We start from the raw sequence: 15469 nt of genomic DNA on the forward strand, positions 1-15469 counted from the left end.
ATTGTCCGTTCTTGATGAATGAAAAGCCGTATGATGTATTGTTATTTCCTTCTCCGTGAAATGAGAACATTACATATAACGATTGCGGACATAAAAAGTTTCAAGAATTAAAAAACCGGCACAAAACGGCCTCATACATTATCTCACAACCCCGTTTTCCAGTATATAGTCTGTCCAAACAAAAAAGGCGCCTTACCATTACGGTCAAAACGCCTTTTAAGATCATTTTATGTAATTGATAAATGACTGAGTGCTTCGGCCGCTCTTTCTCTGGCCTCTTCAACGGTCTCGGCTGCAGAAAGCGCAACCGCCATACGGCGTCCGACTTTCGTGACGGGTTTACCGAATACGCGGATCTGAGTGCTTTTTACCGCCAAAGCTTTCTCCAAACCTTCAACCGCATAATCAGCAAGCTCTTTGGGCGCCTTCAGCGGACGGCTTGCCCCCGGCGACAGCTGAATGATTTCCGGAACCGGGAATCCCAATACCGCGCGGACATGCAGCGCAAACTCTGACAAATTTTGCGTCACAAGCGTTACGAGCCCCGTATCATGCGGACGGGGAGACACCTCGCTGAAATATACTTTATCTTCAGTAAGGAAAAGCTCCACCCCGAACAAACCGTATCCGCCGAGCTCGTCCGTTATGCTTTTCGCAATGTGTTTCGCCTCTTCAATCTGCTGTTCCGTCATATGATGAGGCTGCCATGATTCAATATAGTCACCGTCTTTTTGTTCATGTCCGATCGGCGCGCAAAAGGACGTACCGTTCGCCGCGCGCACTGTCAGAAGAGTGATTTCTGATTCAAACGGAATGAATTCCTCAATGATGACCCGGCCGTTTTTCACCCGGCCGCCTTCCATTGCCATGTCCCAGCAGCTTTTCAGCCCGGAAGCCGAGCGGCACACGCTTTGCCCTTTTCCGGAAGAGCTCATCAGCGGTTTTACCACGCACGGAAAGCCGATTGTTTCCGCCGCTTCTTTAAATTCTTCATATGTATTCGCGAATTCATAGCCGGCAGTCGGAAGATGAAGCGTCTCTGCCGCAAGCCGTCTGATGCCTTCACGGTCCATCGTCAGCTTTGCCGCACGCGCATTCGGAATGACGTGAAACCCTTCTTCCTCAAGCTTCAGCAGCTCATCCGTCGCAATGGCTTCCACTTCCGGCACGATCAGGTCCGGTTTTTCTTTCTCAATGACTTCTCTGACCTGCGCTTTATCAAGCATATCAATCACATAGCTTTTGTGCGCGGCCTGCATGGCGGGAGCATGCTCATAGCTGTCAACGGCTACAGTGACAACCCCGAGCCGCTGCGCTTCAATGACGACTTCTTTCCCCAGCTCGCCTGATCCTAATAACAACATCTTCTTCGCCTGATACATGTCCTTTGGCCCCTCCCTTTCTTTACCCCACTCATTATAACGGAAATATTCAAAAAATAAAGACAAGACAGATTACAAGCTCTATCCTGTCTTTTGTGCTGATTCGAGCGATTCAATCGCCGCTGACACGTCCTTCCCGCAATATTGCCCCATTAAGCATAACGATTCTTCCGCCCGGCAGGCGTGAGAAGCGATGCGGCGCTTTGCTTCCTCATGGTTGTCAAGGATGCCGAGAGCACAGAGACTGACGGGGAAACCGAGCCGGCGGTAAAACGGAAGCAGCTCTTCAATCTCATGTCTCCGATTCTCAAGCGCGAGCTGCACCAATATGCCGTAAGCAACCTTCTGGCCGTGCAGCACCTGATGTGTCTCCTGAAGAAAACTGAGGCCGTTGTGGACCGCATGCGCCCCTGCCATCCTGCACAAACGGCCGCCATACCCGCCGACCGTTCCCGCAAGCATAATGATCGTTTCCGCCGTATGGATGAACGGCACGGACAGCTCGCCTTTCTCCATGCTTACGACGGCGGCTTCACTGTAACGCAATAACAGATGACGGATATATTCCGCCTGTCTCAGTCCCGCCTGCGCCATCAGCGGCGGCGCTTCCTCCGTATTTCTGATGACCGCCTCGGCCTCATACCATTTCGCCAGCGTATCACCGATCCCGCTTTTCATATATTCAATGGGAGAGGAAAGCAAAAACAGCGGATCAACAAGCGTCAAATAGCTTGAACGCTTGTGATAATCAACTCTGATAAAATTGCCGCTCTCATCATATATGACACTCAACGGCGTACTTGCCGCACACGTCCCCGCAATGGAAGGAAGCATCACAGCCTCAATATCAAGCCGGTCTGCCGCCGCTTTTGCCAAATCCAAAATCGTGCCGCCTCCGATACCGATGATCACATCCGCGTCTTCCGCCTGCCCGCAGACCTTACGCACCGCCTCAGGTGAACAGTATCCTTTGTGCTGAATCACATCCCAGGAAGAACCGCCGCCGTAATCGGAAAACGCCTGATAAGATTTGATTCCGGTCACAATAACGGGTTTTCTGAATGTCTCCAGCAGCCCCGGAAGTTCTTTTGCGATTCCTTCCTTGCATATGTACTGATTCGGGCCGCTTCGGACGATATCTTCAGGCTTCATGCGAATCTCTCCTTTGGCTGGAATTTATACATATTTTCTCACTTGTCAGAAAATACATCAACCGGAGGTGCGTCAGCGCTTCGCTTCCTCCGCCTCCAAAAACAGCTCATCAAGCCGCTCCAAAGCTTCTGCCTTTTCAAAACTGCTGAACCACAGATCATCATAAGAATCAAGGATGCGGTAATGGTGGGAAATCAAATGCTGCTGCAAGCGGAACTCGCCTTTTTTCTCGATGGCTTTCCACCACACCTTGCCGCCCATCGTCTTCCCCTTCGGCCTGTCAATTGTGCGGTGAGCAACCGTTTCAATGACCTCCAGCGGATCATCTCCTAATACGGATTGCAGTGTTTCACTTGATCTGAAAAGCGCGCAAACCGCCACAACGTGCGGCCATTCCGCAAGCGCCCGCCCTTTCTCAATCTGCACCAGCGACTTTTTAGAAAGGCCGATCACATCCGCCATTTTCTCCTGTGTGTAGCCTCTCTCCGACCGGATTTTCTTCAGCTGGACTGAGACAAGCTCAGTCATATAATCTTGATCCATCTCAACCTCCATTTTTATCAATATAGCCATTTTACACCGCGGCACGCCTTTTTTATATCAGAACATTTTCAAACAAATCAAAAGGACCCGGGATCGGCTTTTCATTGAAGCGATGTACCTTTCCGCATAATCCAGAATGATGCGGTGAATACAAACGTACGCCCGAAGAGACAGGTGCGGGCTCCCTGGCGGTTGAGCTCCGGAGAAAATAAAAAGCTGCCGCAGCTGCGGCAGCTAAAACATTATAAGCTGAAAATCAAAATTATGAAGCGAATACAATCCAACTCGCACTATAATTGACACGTTTTTTCGAACCTTGATTGACCATTTTAAATCGGTATGAATCTCCTTTTTTTAACAAAGGTGTTTCAAAATAAGTCGTTCCATTTTTCTTTGCATTGGCGGTTTTGATTGTTTTCCAGGCACCTTTGCCGTTGACTTGCTTTTGAACGTATATTTTATACGTGCCCTTCCCTTTACTGTTGGATTTAAAAGTGACGGCTCTCAAGCTGTACTTTTTTGTCGTCTTAGTGAATTTAGGATGATATGTATTGATCACATAGTTAGTGAAATACCCGCTTTTATAAGTATGAAGCCAGTCTTTAGCCTCTGCTTTTTGCGGAGAAGAAAAACCCATAAAACCAATTCCGCTGATTAAAAGAGTAAAAATAATGATGAGCGACTTAAAAATCTTTTTGCTTTTCATCGAGAAAATCCTTCCTTCCTGTAACTATTTACCCTATTTATGTTAATGACAATATAGCTAATCATAAATCCGTCCAACTAACCATTTTGATTGCAGGAAGAGATGAGAACAGCCCTGAAAATGACTATATGACTAATACTTATGATTCTTGTTATTTTTGATTAAGTGATAAAGTTACTTTAAAGCGCTATCCATTTTGCTGTTTTTGTATCAATTGTCATAGAGAGATCTTTACCTATCAATGCCTCTCTATCGGCGTTTGTATGATGGGGCTGTCCTCTGACAAACTCCTGCGCCCATGACAAACTGTCATACGTTTGCCACCTATGAATGAACGCACACTACACGTAATGGAGGGATTGCAATGGACGAAATGGTCCTGGAAACACAACAATGGCTGAATGAGACGTACAAAGGCAGACACGGGTACAACAAGGTGCCGGAAAACGGAAAAACAGGCTGGGATACCATTTACGGTCTGACACGGGCGCTTCAAATTGAGCTCGGTATTTCAGAACCCGCCGATAACTTCGGACCGACGACACAAAGATTGTTTAAACCGTTGAAAAAGCAGGCTCCCGATTCTAAGCCGACAAACATGAATTACATTCTGCAGGGGGCGCTGTGGTGTAAAGGTTTTAACCCGGGCGGATTTTCTGGCGTTTTCTATGAAAATACCGAAAGCGCTGTAAAAGAGTTTCAAAAAGCGGCCGGGCTCACTAAGCAAGACGGCATCGTCACGGCACTCATTATGAAGGCTTTGCTGGATATGAGCGCTTTTCGGTTAGTAGCGGGAGGCGACAAAAGAATCCGCCAAATCCAGCAGAACCTGAACCGGGATTACAATGACTACATCGGCTTGATGCCTTGTGACGGCTTATATGCCCGCGATACAAACAAGGCTCTCATCTATGCTCTGCAAAAAGAAGAAGGCATGAGCACAAGCGTCGCCAATGGATTTTTCGGGAACGGAACGACCAGCTTATGTCCTACCTTGACTCCCGGCGATTCACGGACAGGCTTTGTTTTGATTGTTCAATACGCGCTTTACTGTAATGGGAAATCATTTGACCCCGGTGAATTCGACGGAAAATACGGCGTCGGAGTTGTATCGGCAGTGAAAGCTTTCCAAGAATTTATGTGCCTGCCGCAGACAGGTTATGCGGACATGCCGACGATTAAAGCTTTATTATCAAGCTCAGGTGACACAACGCGGGCTGCTTCAGCTTGTGACACCGCTGCCATTTTGACGGCAGATACGGCTAAAACTTTGCGTGAGAATGGCTATAAGATCGTGGGAAGATATCTGACCGGGAATGTGCGGACAAGCAGCGGACTGACATCGAAAGCGTTAACGTCAAAAGAACTTTCCGCGATTTTCAATGCCGGCTTAAGCGTGTTTCCGATTTATCAGGACGGCGGCTATGAATCTTCTTATTTTGTAAAAGACCAAGGAACGAGAGATGCGTACAGTGCTGCATCAGCCGCCCGAAGATTAGGTTTTCCGTCAGGAACGACCATTTACTTTGCCGTCGATTTTGATGCGTATGATTATGAAGTCACGGATAAAATCATCCCTTACTTCCAAGAAATCAAGTCAGCTTTTATGAAAATGCAGGCGTTCTCAACTGCGCCGAAATATGAAATCGGGGTATACGGACCGAGAAACATTTGTATCCGGACGTCAGAAGCAGGTCTGACCAAATATAGCTTTACGGCTAACATGTCGACCGGATTCAGCGGCAACCTCGGATACCCGATGCCGAAAAACTGGGCTTTTGATCAATTTTATGAAGGAACGATCGGAAGCGGAGCGGGAAAAGTCGCCATTGACAAAGACGGATACTCCGGAAAAGACTCGGGTGCAAGCAGCGTCCATCCGCCTTCTGATCCCGTGTATGATGCAAGACTGCGCACACTGACGGACATTTTAACAACCATTCCTGCTTTAGAAAATATATCGAATCTTGCGAATGCCATGTTTGAATTCGACAAGACAGAAACCATTTATGCATCACCTGAAATGGATATTCTTTTATCTACTTCACTTTTGGCAACAGTGCCAAGCGAAGGTTCTCCCAACACAGTTACCATTACAAATGGCAAACCGGGAGCTTATATTACCGGTCTGATGGGAGATTCACAAGTCTCTTTTACAGCATCACAAATTGATTCGTATCAAAACCTGCTTAACAGTCTGAGCTTGTCAGTCCGCAACGGTTATTTAGAAGTGTATGTCAATCCGGCTGCGGGATCGCTGAATATTCAATTTAAAATTTATACACCTGATATTCCGGTCGGTGACAGTGCTACTACTGGACTAACAACTACCATTACATTTAAAATAAAACAAAAGAGCTTCAGATTGCCGGATTCCGAAGAGGTGTACTCTCCGGATTGGGATTCTGTCGTGAATACCATGGCTATTGCAGGCGCAGGAATTATTGTTATTGTAGGGATCGGTGCTTTAGTCGTTTTAGCACCTGAATTAGGAGGAGCTGCAGCCTTGTTCAGCACAGTTTTATCACTATTTCTATAATTGAACAGGCAGCTCCTTGCTCCAGGAATGCTCAATGAGTATTCTTGGAGTTATTTTTTAAGGAGGATTCGTATGAAGATTGATATGCAGACATACAAGGACACCGTTCAAAAAATAGAAAATGATTTGATTCCGCGAAGTCAAAATGACAAAGAACTGCTTACATATTTAATGAAACAAGATTCGCTCACACTGAATCAAATGAAAATGTGTTTCACTGAACCGCTCCTCACCTTCCAACATACTGTCAAAATCGTATGTACAGTCACATTCATCACGTTATATATCTTTTTTTTCAGCACTCATTTTAATGATTTGATTGAAATGGCTCTGCAGATGGTTTTTGGCCTGGCCGGCCTTGTTTGGATTTTTGCTGTATTTCCGTTTTCAAGGAAAATCCAAGTGTCTGACCGTTTCAGACAAAAATCTGAAAACACCCGTATCACCGGAATGATAGACTTTGTCCTCGAACAACGATACAAAGACATGATCAGTTAAAAACCCCTCTGCTTAAGGGGTTTTTTTATGATGCAATCCCTTCACCCCCCTTATCAAAAAAGGCTCTTCCCCTTTGGAAATAACCGGAACACCCAATTTCGTTTTCAATATAATGAGGTAGTGGATCTGCAAAGAAAGAAGGGCGACATGATGGGTATCATTAATGGCAAAATGTTCATTGACCGATTAAATCAGCTAGGAAATGAGATTTGGCTTGATGGTGAAAAGATCGAGGGACAGATTTCTGAACATCCCGCATTTAAGGGCCTTCTGGAAACGAAGCGCTCTCTTTATGATTTGCAAACGAAACCGGACATGAAAGATCAAATGACTTACAGTCTTCCCGGTAAAAAAGAACGGGCCGGGCTTTCATACCTGCAGCCGAAAACGAAAGAAGACGTAAAAAGAAGAAGAAACATGTTCGAACATTGGGCCAGACACACGCACGGAATGATGGGACGAAGCCCGGATTATATGAATACCGTGCTGATGAGCTTCGCCTCCTCTGCCGCGCTTTTGAAAGACCGTGATCATTGTTTTCCGGAACATGTTCAAGCGCTGTACGAACGCGCTGCCGCACAGGATCTTTCTTTTACGCACACGTTTATCACCCCTCAGGTGAATCGTTCACAAATGGGTGTAAACGTATCGCCGACACCTATCTCGGCAAAAGTCGTCGATAAAAATGAAAAAGGCCTTATCATACACGGCGCGCGGATTTTAGCCACACAAGGCGGCCTGACGGATGAAGTGCTCGTGGTTTCTCTGCCTAAGATGTATTTTGAATCGGATGAAGCGTTCGCTTTTTCAATCCCTTCCAATACAAAAGGAGTAAAATTCATCTGCAGGGAATCTTTCGTACTCGGAAAATCATCGTTTGATTATCCGCTCAGCTCAAGATATGAAGAAATGGATTCTATCGTTGTATTTGATCACGTTTTGGTCCCTTGGGAACGCGTATTTTTTTACAATAATTATGAGGCGGCTTTTGATTTTAATATGAAAAGCTCTTTTAACGCCTTCGCATTTCATCAAGTTATCACGAGACAAATTGTAAAGACGGAGTTTCTCCTGGGCCTCGCCCAAACGCTTGTCGATGCGATAGATGTGGGGGAATATCAGCATATTCAGGCCAAGATGGCTGAGATCATCACCGGTCTGGAAACGATGAAAGCCCTTTTGGAAAAGTCGGAGAATGATGCGGAAACAGACGAATGGGGTTATATGCGTCCGAGTGTCACTCCGCTTCGCGTGGTCAGCGCGATTTTCCCTGACATCTACCCGCGCTTCACGGAAATCATCCAGCTGATCGGGGCAAGCGGAATGGTGACTTTGCCGACTGAAAAAGCGTTCCGTTCCGACATCAGAGGAGACCTTGACCAATATTTACAGGCGGCCGAATTGAACGCTGAGGACCGGGTAAAAGTGTTCCGCCTCGCATGGGATTTGACCATGAGCCCCTTTGGAACAAGACAGACACAATATGAGCGGTACTTCTTCGGTGACCCCGTCCGCTTAGCCAGCCATCTGTACAGAAGCTATCCGAAAGAAGAACAGACCGCGGTCATCAAGGAATTCCTGCACATTCATAAATAAAACAAAGCAGAGAACGCATCTCTGCTTTTGATAGCTGGATCGGCTGCCGCCGATCCTATTTTTTATTTTGGCTGATCACCACCATCGTAATATGCGATAACGCGAAAGAGACGAGCGTGTACACGACGGCCCACCCGATAAACGAGAAATTCAATATGGTAAAGGTGCATATAAGGCAAACGGCCAAAGCGGCAGCCGGCATAATGAACGCGTTTTTAAACAGGTACGTTCCGGCGACTGACAGGATGATGATACAAAGCGGCAGAACACCGAACGCAAAATCCAATTCATCAATCAACAGATGCACTCCCTTCGCTTTTCTTAGTTCGGCCTAACACATCTTATGCCTGAGTACAAAATCGAGTACATCAAATCTTTCGCGCTCCGGCTGATATTCCCTCCGGTTATTTATTCAAAAAAATGAAAACTTTCCTTAAAGCGTTTACATTCACGCCAGACTGTGATAATTTAAGAAAGCGCTATCATATACAAGTTAATGATTTTTGGATGGAGATGAGGAGAACCAGGAAACCGCGCCCTTTCATAAGGGTGATTTCTGGTTCTTTTTGTCATTTTCAAGGAAAGGAGTCATACATACATCATGATAGACGTTCAGCAAAGGGGAGGATATGATGTTTCAATTGTTCAAGCCGGCTCCGCATATTGAGAGATTGGATGATTCAAAGACGGATGCGGCCTATAAACGGCTCAGGCTGCAGGTGTTTTTGGGGATTTTCATCGGGTATGCCGGGTATTATTTACTTCGCAAAAACTTTGCCTTCGCTATTCCTTATTTTCAGGAACAAGGGTTTTCAAAAGGGGAACTTGGCTTGGTGCTTGCGGCCGTATCAATCGCTTACGGCTTCAGCAAATTTATTATGGGGATGGTGTCTGACCGCTGCAACCCGAGGTATTTCCTTGCGACAGGTCTGTTTTTGTCAGGTGTCGTCAACATTTTATTTGTTTCCATGCCATGGGTCACGTCAAGCGTGACGATTATGTTCATTTTTATGTTTATTAACGGATGGTTTCAAGGGATGGGCTGGCCGCCTTGCGGACGGACGATGGCTCATTGGTTTTCCATCAGTGAACGCGGAACGAAAATGTCGATATGGAATGTCGCCCATAACATAGGCGGAGGTATTCTCGCCCCGCTCGTGACTCTCGGCATCGCCATGTTTGTTACTTGGAAAAGCGTATTTTTCTTTCCGGCGATTATCGCCATCGTCATTTCATTTGTGATTGTTCTTCTCGTTCGGGACACGCCGCAATCCTGCGGGCTTCCGCCGATTGAAGAATACCGGAATGACTATCCGAAACATGCGTTCAAAGACCAGGAAAAAGAGATGACGACCAAAGAAATTCTTTTCAAATACGTGCTGAATAATAAATTTCTGTGGTATATCGCATTTGCCAATGTCTTTGTTTATTTCGTGCGGTACGGTGTCGTTGACTGGGCGCCGACTTATTTGACGGAAGCGAAAGGGTTCTCTCCTGAAGATTCCAGATGGTCTTATTTCCTTTATGAATATGCGGGAATTCCGGGAACGATTTTGTGCGGCTGGATCAGCGACCGATTTTTCAAAAGCCGCCGCGCACCGGCCGGCGTGCTGTTCATGGCCGGCGTATTTATCGCTGTATTGGTCTACTGGCTTAACCCTGCCGGTCATCCGCTCATCGATAATATCGCGCTGATCAGCATCGGATTCTTAATCTATGGGCCTGTCATGCTGATCGGACTTCAGGCCATTGACCTTGCGCCTAAAAAAGCGGCGGGAACAGCAGCCGGCTTAACCGGGTTTTTCGGCTACATCGGTGGCTCTGCTTTCGCCAACGCCATCATGGGTTATGTCGTAGACCGCTTTGACTGGAACGGCGGCTTTATCATGCTTATCTCCTCATGCGTGCTGTCCATCGTCTTCTTGGCGATGACGTGGAATACGGGCAAGCGGGCGGAGCATGTGTAAGAAAACAACATAAAAGATTAATATTTTTGCAGTACAGCATTTACAACGATTTTCTACACTAGAGACAGATATTGATTTTTAAGGGGGAAGAAAACATGCGGAAACATAAGTTGTTTGCTTTGGTATTGCTTTCATTCGGTTTATTGTCATTCATCGTCACGCCTGTATCGGCGGCGGGAAAAGGAAACCTCTTGTCTCCTGACAGAATTTTAACCATTGCCCATCGCGGTGCTTCGGGGTATGTCCCGGAGCACACGATCCTTTCTTATGAAACTGCGCAAAAAATGAAGGCTGACTATATTGAGCTGGATTTACAAATGACAAAAGACGGCAAGCTGATCGTCATGCATGATGAAAAACTGGACCGCACCACAAACGGACAAGGCTGGGTGAAGGATCATACATTAGCAGAGATTCAAAAGCTCGACGCCGGTTCTTGGTTCAATAAGGCCTATCCGGAAAAAGCAAAACCGCAATACGCCGGACTTCGCGTTCCCACACTTGATGACGTGTTAAAACGGTTCGGCAGACATGCAAACTATTATATTGAAACAAAGGCGCCCGAAACATATCCGGGTATGGAAGAAAAACTGATCGCCTCACTGAAAAAATACAAACTGGCAGGTAAGCATGCGAAACTTGGACAAGTTATCATTCAGTCTTTCAGCAGGGAGAGCCTTCTGAAAATCAAACAGCTCGATCCGAAACTTCCCGCCGTCCAATTGCTTGAAGCGGAACAGATGACCTCAATGACTGACGCAGATTTAACAGACATCAAAACATATGCCGTCGGAATCGGACCGGATTACAAAGCGCTGAACGCTCAAAATGTCCGAAACATTCGCAGCCACGGCCTACTGCTTCACCCTTACACCGTGAACAGCGAGACGGACATGCGCCGTCTGCTGAATTGGGGCGTAACCGGTGTGTTTACCAACTATGCGGATATATTTCAAAAGGTTAAAAAAGAATATAAATCATAAAGCCAGCATGGGTTCGGAGATGATGCCGAACCCATGTTTTTTTGCCTGATCAAAAAACCTTGCGGAAACGTTACCGCAAGGTTTTTATCAATCATTATTCTTTTCCGGCAGCGGCTTCCGCCTGCCCGCCTTTTAATTGATCGTTGATTGCTTTGGCGTCTTTCAAATACTCAGTCTTGAATCCGCTCTTCAGCGCCCACGCATAGAAGGCAAGGGCAACGATTGCGATCAGCCCCATATCCCATCCGTACGGAATGATGTTCAGACCGCCGAATTTTTCACTTCCGAGCCATGAAATGACCATCATGCTGAGCAGATAGACAACCATCCAAACGCCGCCTTTAAAGTTTCTGCGGAATCCTTTCCACTTCGCTTTCGCTTGGTAGTAGAAATAAATCGGAAGGCCGATCAAAATGATAAACAGCACCTGCCCTGTTAACGGCCAGCGCGCCCAATACAGCACGAGAGACGCGAACACGAAGCCGAGCGGTGCAACCACGCTGAGTCCTTTCAGACGGAGAGGCCTGTACAAATCCGCCGCCGTCCTCCGCAGCGTCATTACCGTCACGGGACCCGTGATATAAGAAATCAGCGTCGCTACGGAAATGATTTCAGCAAGCACGCCCCATCCTCTGAATAAAAACAGAAAGATAAACGATACGATCAGGTTGAAAATCATCGCTTGGCGCGGCACGCCGTACAGCGGATGAAGCTTTCCGAAAATGCTCGGCATATATTTATTTTTTTCCATGCCGTAAATCATGCGTGACGTCGTAGCGGTATATGTGATACCCGTTCCCGACGGAGATACGAACGCATCCGCATAAAGAATAATGACAAGCCAGTTGATATTCAATGCGATCGCCAAATCGGCAAATGGAGAGTTAAAGTTCAGGTGACTCCAGCCGTGAACGATCATGGAAGGTTCAACCGCACCGATAAATGCGATTTGCAATAGGACGTAAATGACAGTTGCGACCAGCAGCGAACCGACAACCGCAATCGGAATCGATTTGCCGGGATTTTTTGCTTCTCCGGCCATGTTAATCGGGCTTTGAAACCCGTTAAACGCAAATACGATACCTGATGTGGCCACCGCCGTCAGCACGCTCGCCCAGCCGTTCGGCGCAATGCTTGAACCGGATGTGAAGTTTCCGCCGTGAAAACCGGTAAACAGCAGCGCTCCGATTGTCAGCCCCGGAATAATAATTTTAAAGATGGTAATCAATGAATTCGCTTTTGAAAACAAGTTAACTGTCCAATAATTCAGTAAAAAGTAAATAATCAGCAATACGGATGCGAAGCCGAGCCCCTCTCCCGTAAGTGTGCCGTTGTGAACGAGATTGCTTGTCCACTTTGCCCAGTCCCACGGCCATGAGCTCATATATTGAACAGACGCAACCGCCTCCACCGGAATAACGGAAACAATCGCAATCCAGTTTGCCCATCCTGCGATAAATCCAATAAATGATCCATGAGAATATTGAGTATATTTTACCATTCCCCCGGCTTCCGGGAACATTGAACCCAATTCACTGTAAGAAAGTGCGATAAACAAAATAACGATCATACCGATAATCCAGGAAATAATTGCGGCAGGTCCCGCAATCTGAGCCGCCCGCCACGCCCCGAATAACCAACCGGAGCCAATCATCGACCCAAGTCCGACCATCATGAGTGCAAACGTTCCCATTCTGCGATGTAATTGATTCATAAAGTTAACACCTTTCAATTAAAATATGACTCCAGCGCTATCATATATTTATAATATTATTCTGAAAATAGTTTTGTCAATCTTTATCGCATTAAAGCGGCAAGCCAAAATTAACCTTCCGATGTTTAAACAGCCGTTAAGCGGGAATAACTACTGCAAGCCAGAAATAGAAAGGAGTTTTTATCGTGAAACAAAAACTGCTCATTTCAGGACTTGCCGTGTCGACTGTCGGAGTGACTTCCTACCTGCTCAAAGATAAATCAAACCGCCAAAAGGTGATGAACTTTATCCGCAATATGAAAACATCGCTCTCCGGGAAGCAGGATATTGAATCATTCCCCGTCAACAAAGCAGGCAACCCGCATCCCGAAGATATTGAAGATAACAAAATGGTATCCGAAGGCTCCATGTACCCGGTTCAATATTATGATGACAAGAAGAAATAATCTGTTCCCGGGCTGCCCGGCCGTATCAAACGGCGGCAGCTTTTTTTATGCAGACGGCGTTTTATAGATCCGCCAATATTGGCGCGATCCTTTCTCCCGCACGGTAATGCCCAGTTTGGATATTTCCGCTTTCAGCTCTTTCGCATCAGCCTTTTCCTCCTCTTTCAGCGCCTTTTCTCTCGCTTTTAAAAGAGCATTTGCCCCAGGCTCCAAATCCGGCGTGTCCGGCACCCACCGTTTGTATTCTTCTTTAAAAGGATCTTCCGTCCCCAGCCAGACATACCCATGCGCGCGAAACGCATCAGCCGCTTTTTCAACCGCCGGCTCAAGCTTCTCCCGAAAAAGCTCCTGTCCTTCAGTGCCTAATAAGACAAGATACTTCCCATCCGTAAACACACCGGAAATGCTGTCTTTCGAAAACACGCTTTCTTCATTATATATGGTTAAGGACACCTCGCTGTCCGTCACGACTGCCACAAGACTTTCTTTAAAAGCTGCCCGCGTCAGCCACACTCCCCCAATTAAGCCGATAACGGCGGTTGCAGCCGCAGCCTTCCATCCGTGAAAGGAAGCGATTATTTCCAGCGGCCCGTGAAAAGGCAGCCAATCCAATGTTACGGCCCACTTCGCAATGACCGGCAGAAACCATCCGATGACCAGCCCCAATAATGGCGGCACCAGATAAACCAAAGCTTTTTCAACCGATGACAACTCAAGAACCGTCTGTTTTTTTATTTCGTTCATGTTTCTCCTCCGTCTGTGTTTTTCACAACTATCCATTATACAAAGGGTTGGATGATTCTGTAAACTGGTTCCGAAACAATAAAAAGCCTCCCGGCCGCCGGGAGGCTCTTTAAAATAGAAGCTCATATACTTCATTCAATTCCATCGTGCGCTTCTCATCCTGCTCGTTCTCAGCATATTTGATTTCCTTTTCAAGCACCTGATTCAACGCATCCATTTCCAGATCATTTAGATCTTTCACGAACTCGCCCTCATTTGCATAATGCTTCACCTGAAGCTTTTTATAAATCCCCCGGCACACATCATGCTCCAAGTGGTTCGAAAGCGACTCGCGCAAATATCCGAGTGTCCTGTCCATCATGTAAGCCCTCCCTTTTCTTTAGGAATAGCTTCCCGGAAAGAGAGGAAAACTATACATGAAAGCACCGGGCGGCTGTTTTAACTCTGTACCTGAATGGAGAAAAATCCGCTGCTTAACGGCGTGTACGGCCCGTTCAGCCCCGTTGCGGAGAAAGAGAACGTTCCTGAACTGACATAAGAAAGAGGAACGCTGTAATATTTAATATAGCCTGTAACGATATTGCCGTTTTTCGTATATTCATCTTCCAGCGCTTTTGACGTAAGATTTGTAATATTCGTTCCGTTGTTAAACGCCTGGATCGTATTATTGTTCGGATACCCTTGGAAATATACGGCTAAATAACCCGTTGTCCCCTTCATCGGTTTTGATGCGCTGATTTGGTTCGGACCGATATTTTCCCATTGGTAATTCTGACCGTCAGACGTCACACCGATAATACGGATTTGTGTTAAAGCAGGAGCCGGCGCCGCAGACGCTGACGGAACCCACAACCCGCTCACAAGCAACAAAGCAGCGGCGGCCGCGGCAAATAGCATAACGAGTCTCTTTTTCATGTTTCTTCCTCCTCTTAATCTTTTCGTAGAATCCTATACTATTTTACATGATTCCCAAGGAAAAAGATTACATTTCATAAAAGAGTCCGGAATATTTTGTGAACTAGATATGAAACGCTCTGGAAACGCCATTGATTATGAGAAAGATGCCGCAGATTCTTAACACGACTCTTGAGCTTCTGTCATCCTTACCGAAAAAGGTTTTTCCGAGCCAGCCGATCCATACGTTCATTGCGGCTCCAGCAAGCACTTCTATGATTCCGATGATTTCTGCCATATACAAA

16 protein-coding genes are annotated in these 15469 nt (G+C 46.5%); 6 read left to right on the forward strand and 10 right to left on the reverse strand.

Features of this window, described 5'->3' with window-relative positions:
* Positions 1 to 227 precede the first annotated feature (227 nt).
* From purT to AC2CGA_RS16470, 4 genes are all read right to left on the reverse strand, one after another.
* Complete coding sequence (gene purT, locus AC2CGA_RS16455; protein ID WP_484480240.1) at positions 228 to 1382, reverse strand: phosphoribosylglycinamide formyltransferase 2; 1155 nt, start codon at positions 1380 to 1382, stop codon at positions 228 to 230.
* An 81-nt stretch (positions 1383 to 1463) separates the two neighbouring features.
* Positions 1464 to 2534 carry an iron-containing alcohol dehydrogenase family protein gene (locus AC2CGA_RS16460; protein ID WP_208558002.1) on the reverse strand — a complete coding sequence of 357 codons (1071 nt, stop codon included), beginning with the start codon at positions 2532 to 2534 and terminating at the stop codon, positions 1464 to 1466.
* Between the two features lie 72 nt (positions 2535 to 2606).
* A complete protein-coding gene (locus AC2CGA_RS16465) occupies positions 2607 to 3077 on the reverse strand; it encodes a helix-turn-helix transcriptional regulator (protein WP_003156718.1) in 471 nt (156 codons plus the stop codon).
* 262 nt (positions 3078 to 3339) lie between these two features.
* On the reverse strand, positions 3340 to 3783 hold the full coding sequence (locus AC2CGA_RS16470) for a hypothetical protein (RefSeq protein ID WP_014304257.1): 444 nt from the start codon (positions 3781 to 3783) through the stop codon (positions 3340 to 3342).
* Positions 3784 to 4147: 364 nt separating this feature from the next.
* Here AC2CGA_RS16470 and AC2CGA_RS16475 point away from each other — a divergent pair, with 364 nt between their 5' ends.
* From AC2CGA_RS16475 to hpaB, 3 genes are all read left to right on the forward strand, one after another.
* Positions 4148 to 6322, forward strand: coding sequence for a glycoside hydrolase domain-containing protein (locus AC2CGA_RS16475; RefSeq protein WP_024084842.1), 2175 nt, complete (start codon positions 4148 to 4150; stop codon positions 6320 to 6322).
* 72 nt (positions 6323 to 6394) lie between these two features.
* Positions 6395 to 6820: a hypothetical protein gene (locus AC2CGA_RS16480; protein ID WP_015388753.1), complete on the forward strand. Its 426-nt coding sequence runs from the start codon at positions 6395 to 6397 to the stop codon at positions 6818 to 6820.
* 150 nt (positions 6821 to 6970) lie between these two features.
* The gene (hpaB, locus tag AC2CGA_RS16485; RefSeq protein WP_015388754.1) at positions 6971 to 8416 is read left to right on the forward strand and encodes a 4-hydroxyphenylacetate 3-monooxygenase, oxygenase component; all 1446 of its coding nucleotides are present in this window, start codon (positions 6971 to 6973) and stop codon (positions 8414 to 8416) included.
* Between the two features lie 55 nt (positions 8417 to 8471).
* Here the strand turns inward: hpaB and AC2CGA_RS16490 are convergent, their stop codons facing one another.
* Positions 8472 to 8714, reverse strand: coding sequence for a DUF2651 family protein (locus AC2CGA_RS16490; RefSeq protein WP_003156724.1), 243 nt, complete (start codon positions 8712 to 8714; stop codon positions 8472 to 8474).
* 334 nt (positions 8715 to 9048) lie between these two features.
* On the opposite strand from AC2CGA_RS16490, the gene glpT reads away from it, so the two are divergent.
* Entirely contained in the window at positions 9049 to 10383 is a 1335-nt protein-coding gene (glpT, locus tag AC2CGA_RS16495) for a glycerol-3-phosphate transporter (protein WP_003156725.1), read from the forward strand.
* A 95-nt stretch (positions 10384 to 10478) separates the two neighbouring features.
* On the forward strand, positions 10479 to 11366 hold the full coding sequence (locus AC2CGA_RS16500) for a glycerophosphodiester phosphodiesterase (RefSeq protein WP_003156727.1): 888 nt from the start codon (positions 10479 to 10481) through the stop codon (positions 11364 to 11366).
* Between the two features lie 94 nt (positions 11367 to 11460).
* On the opposite strand, the gene aimA is transcribed toward AC2CGA_RS16500, so the two are convergent.
* Positions 11461 to 13080: a glutamate/serine transporter AimA gene (gene aimA, locus AC2CGA_RS16505; protein WP_003156729.1), complete on the reverse strand. Its 1620-nt coding sequence runs from the start codon at positions 13078 to 13080 to the stop codon at positions 11461 to 11463.
* A 185-nt stretch (positions 13081 to 13265) separates the two neighbouring features.
* Between aimA and AC2CGA_RS16510 the strand changes: the two genes are divergently transcribed.
* On the forward strand, positions 13266 to 13526 hold the full coding sequence (locus AC2CGA_RS16510) for a hypothetical protein (RefSeq protein ID WP_003156732.1): 261 nt from the start codon (positions 13266 to 13268) through the stop codon (positions 13524 to 13526).
* A 45-nt stretch (positions 13527 to 13571) separates the two neighbouring features.
* Here the strand turns inward: AC2CGA_RS16510 and AC2CGA_RS16515 are convergent, their stop codons facing one another.
* From AC2CGA_RS16515 to AC2CGA_RS16530, 4 genes are all read right to left on the reverse strand, one after another.
* Positions 13572 to 14270 carry a YqeB family protein gene (locus AC2CGA_RS16515; protein WP_024084838.1) on the reverse strand — a complete coding sequence of 233 codons (699 nt, stop codon included), beginning with the start codon at positions 14268 to 14270 and terminating at the stop codon, positions 13572 to 13574.
* 109 nt (positions 14271 to 14379) lie between these two features.
* Positions 14380 to 14628 (reverse strand): sigma-G-dependent sporulation-specific acid-soluble spore protein CsgA, encoded by a 249-nt coding sequence (locus AC2CGA_RS16520; RefSeq protein ID WP_007408989.1) that lies wholly within the window; start codon positions 14626 to 14628, stop codon positions 14380 to 14382.
* 80 nt (positions 14629 to 14708) lie between these two features.
* The gene (locus tag AC2CGA_RS16525) at positions 14709 to 15185 is read right to left on the reverse strand and encodes a DUF4879 domain-containing protein (RefSeq protein ID WP_003156737.1); all 477 of its coding nucleotides are present in this window, start codon (positions 15183 to 15185) and stop codon (positions 14709 to 14711) included.
* Positions 15186 to 15288: 103 nt separating this feature from the next.
* A complete protein-coding gene (locus tag AC2CGA_RS16530; RefSeq protein ID WP_003156739.1) occupies positions 15289 to 15468 on the reverse strand; it encodes a hypothetical protein in 180 nt (59 codons plus the stop codon).
* Position 15469: the final 1 nt, after the last annotated feature.

Source organism: Bacillus sp. SYZHCR11 (assembly GCF_057196865.1).

Coding starts and splice junctions, on each gene's coding strand:
- purT (WP_484480240.1), bottom strand. CDS start 1,382: ATGTATCAGGCGAAGAAGATGTTGTTATTAGGATCAGGCGAGCTGGGG.
- AC2CGA_RS16460 (WP_208558002.1), bottom strand. CDS start 2,534: ATGAAGCCTGAAGATATCGTCCGAAGCGGCCCGAATCAGTACATATGC.
- AC2CGA_RS16465 (WP_003156718.1), bottom strand. CDS start 3,077: ATGGATCAAGATTATATGACTGAGCTTGTCTCAGTCCAGCTGAAGAAA.
- AC2CGA_RS16470 (WP_014304257.1), bottom strand. CDS start 3,783: ATGAAAAGCAAAAAGATTTTTAAGTCGCTCATCATTATTTTTACTCTT.
- AC2CGA_RS16475 (WP_024084842.1), top strand. CDS start 4,148: ATGGACGAAATGGTCCTGGAAACACAACAATGGCTGAATGAGACGTAC.
- AC2CGA_RS16480 (WP_015388753.1), top strand. CDS start 6,395: ATGAAGATTGATATGCAGACATACAAGGACACCGTTCAAAAAATAGAA.
- hpaB (WP_015388754.1), top strand. CDS start 6,971: ATGGGTATCATTAATGGCAAAATGTTCATTGACCGATTAAATCAGCTA.
- glpT (WP_003156725.1), top strand. CDS start 9,049: ATGTTTCAATTGTTCAAGCCGGCTCCGCATATTGAGAGATTGGATGAT.
- AC2CGA_RS16500 (WP_003156727.1), top strand. CDS start 10,479: ATGCGGAAACATAAGTTGTTTGCTTTGGTATTGCTTTCATTCGGTTTA.
- aimA (WP_003156729.1), bottom strand. CDS start 13,080: ATGAATCAATTACATCGCAGAATGGGAACGTTTGCACTCATGATGGTC.
- AC2CGA_RS16515 (WP_024084838.1), bottom strand. CDS start 14,270: ATGAACGAAATAAAAAAACAGACGGTTCTTGAGTTGTCATCGGTTGAA.
- AC2CGA_RS16520 (WP_007408989.1), bottom strand. CDS start 14,628: ATGGACAGGACACTCGGATATTTGCGCGAGTCGCTTTCGAACCACTTG.
- AC2CGA_RS16525 (WP_003156737.1), bottom strand. CDS start 15,185: ATGAAAAAGAGACTCGTTATGCTATTTGCCGCGGCCGCCGCTGCTTTG.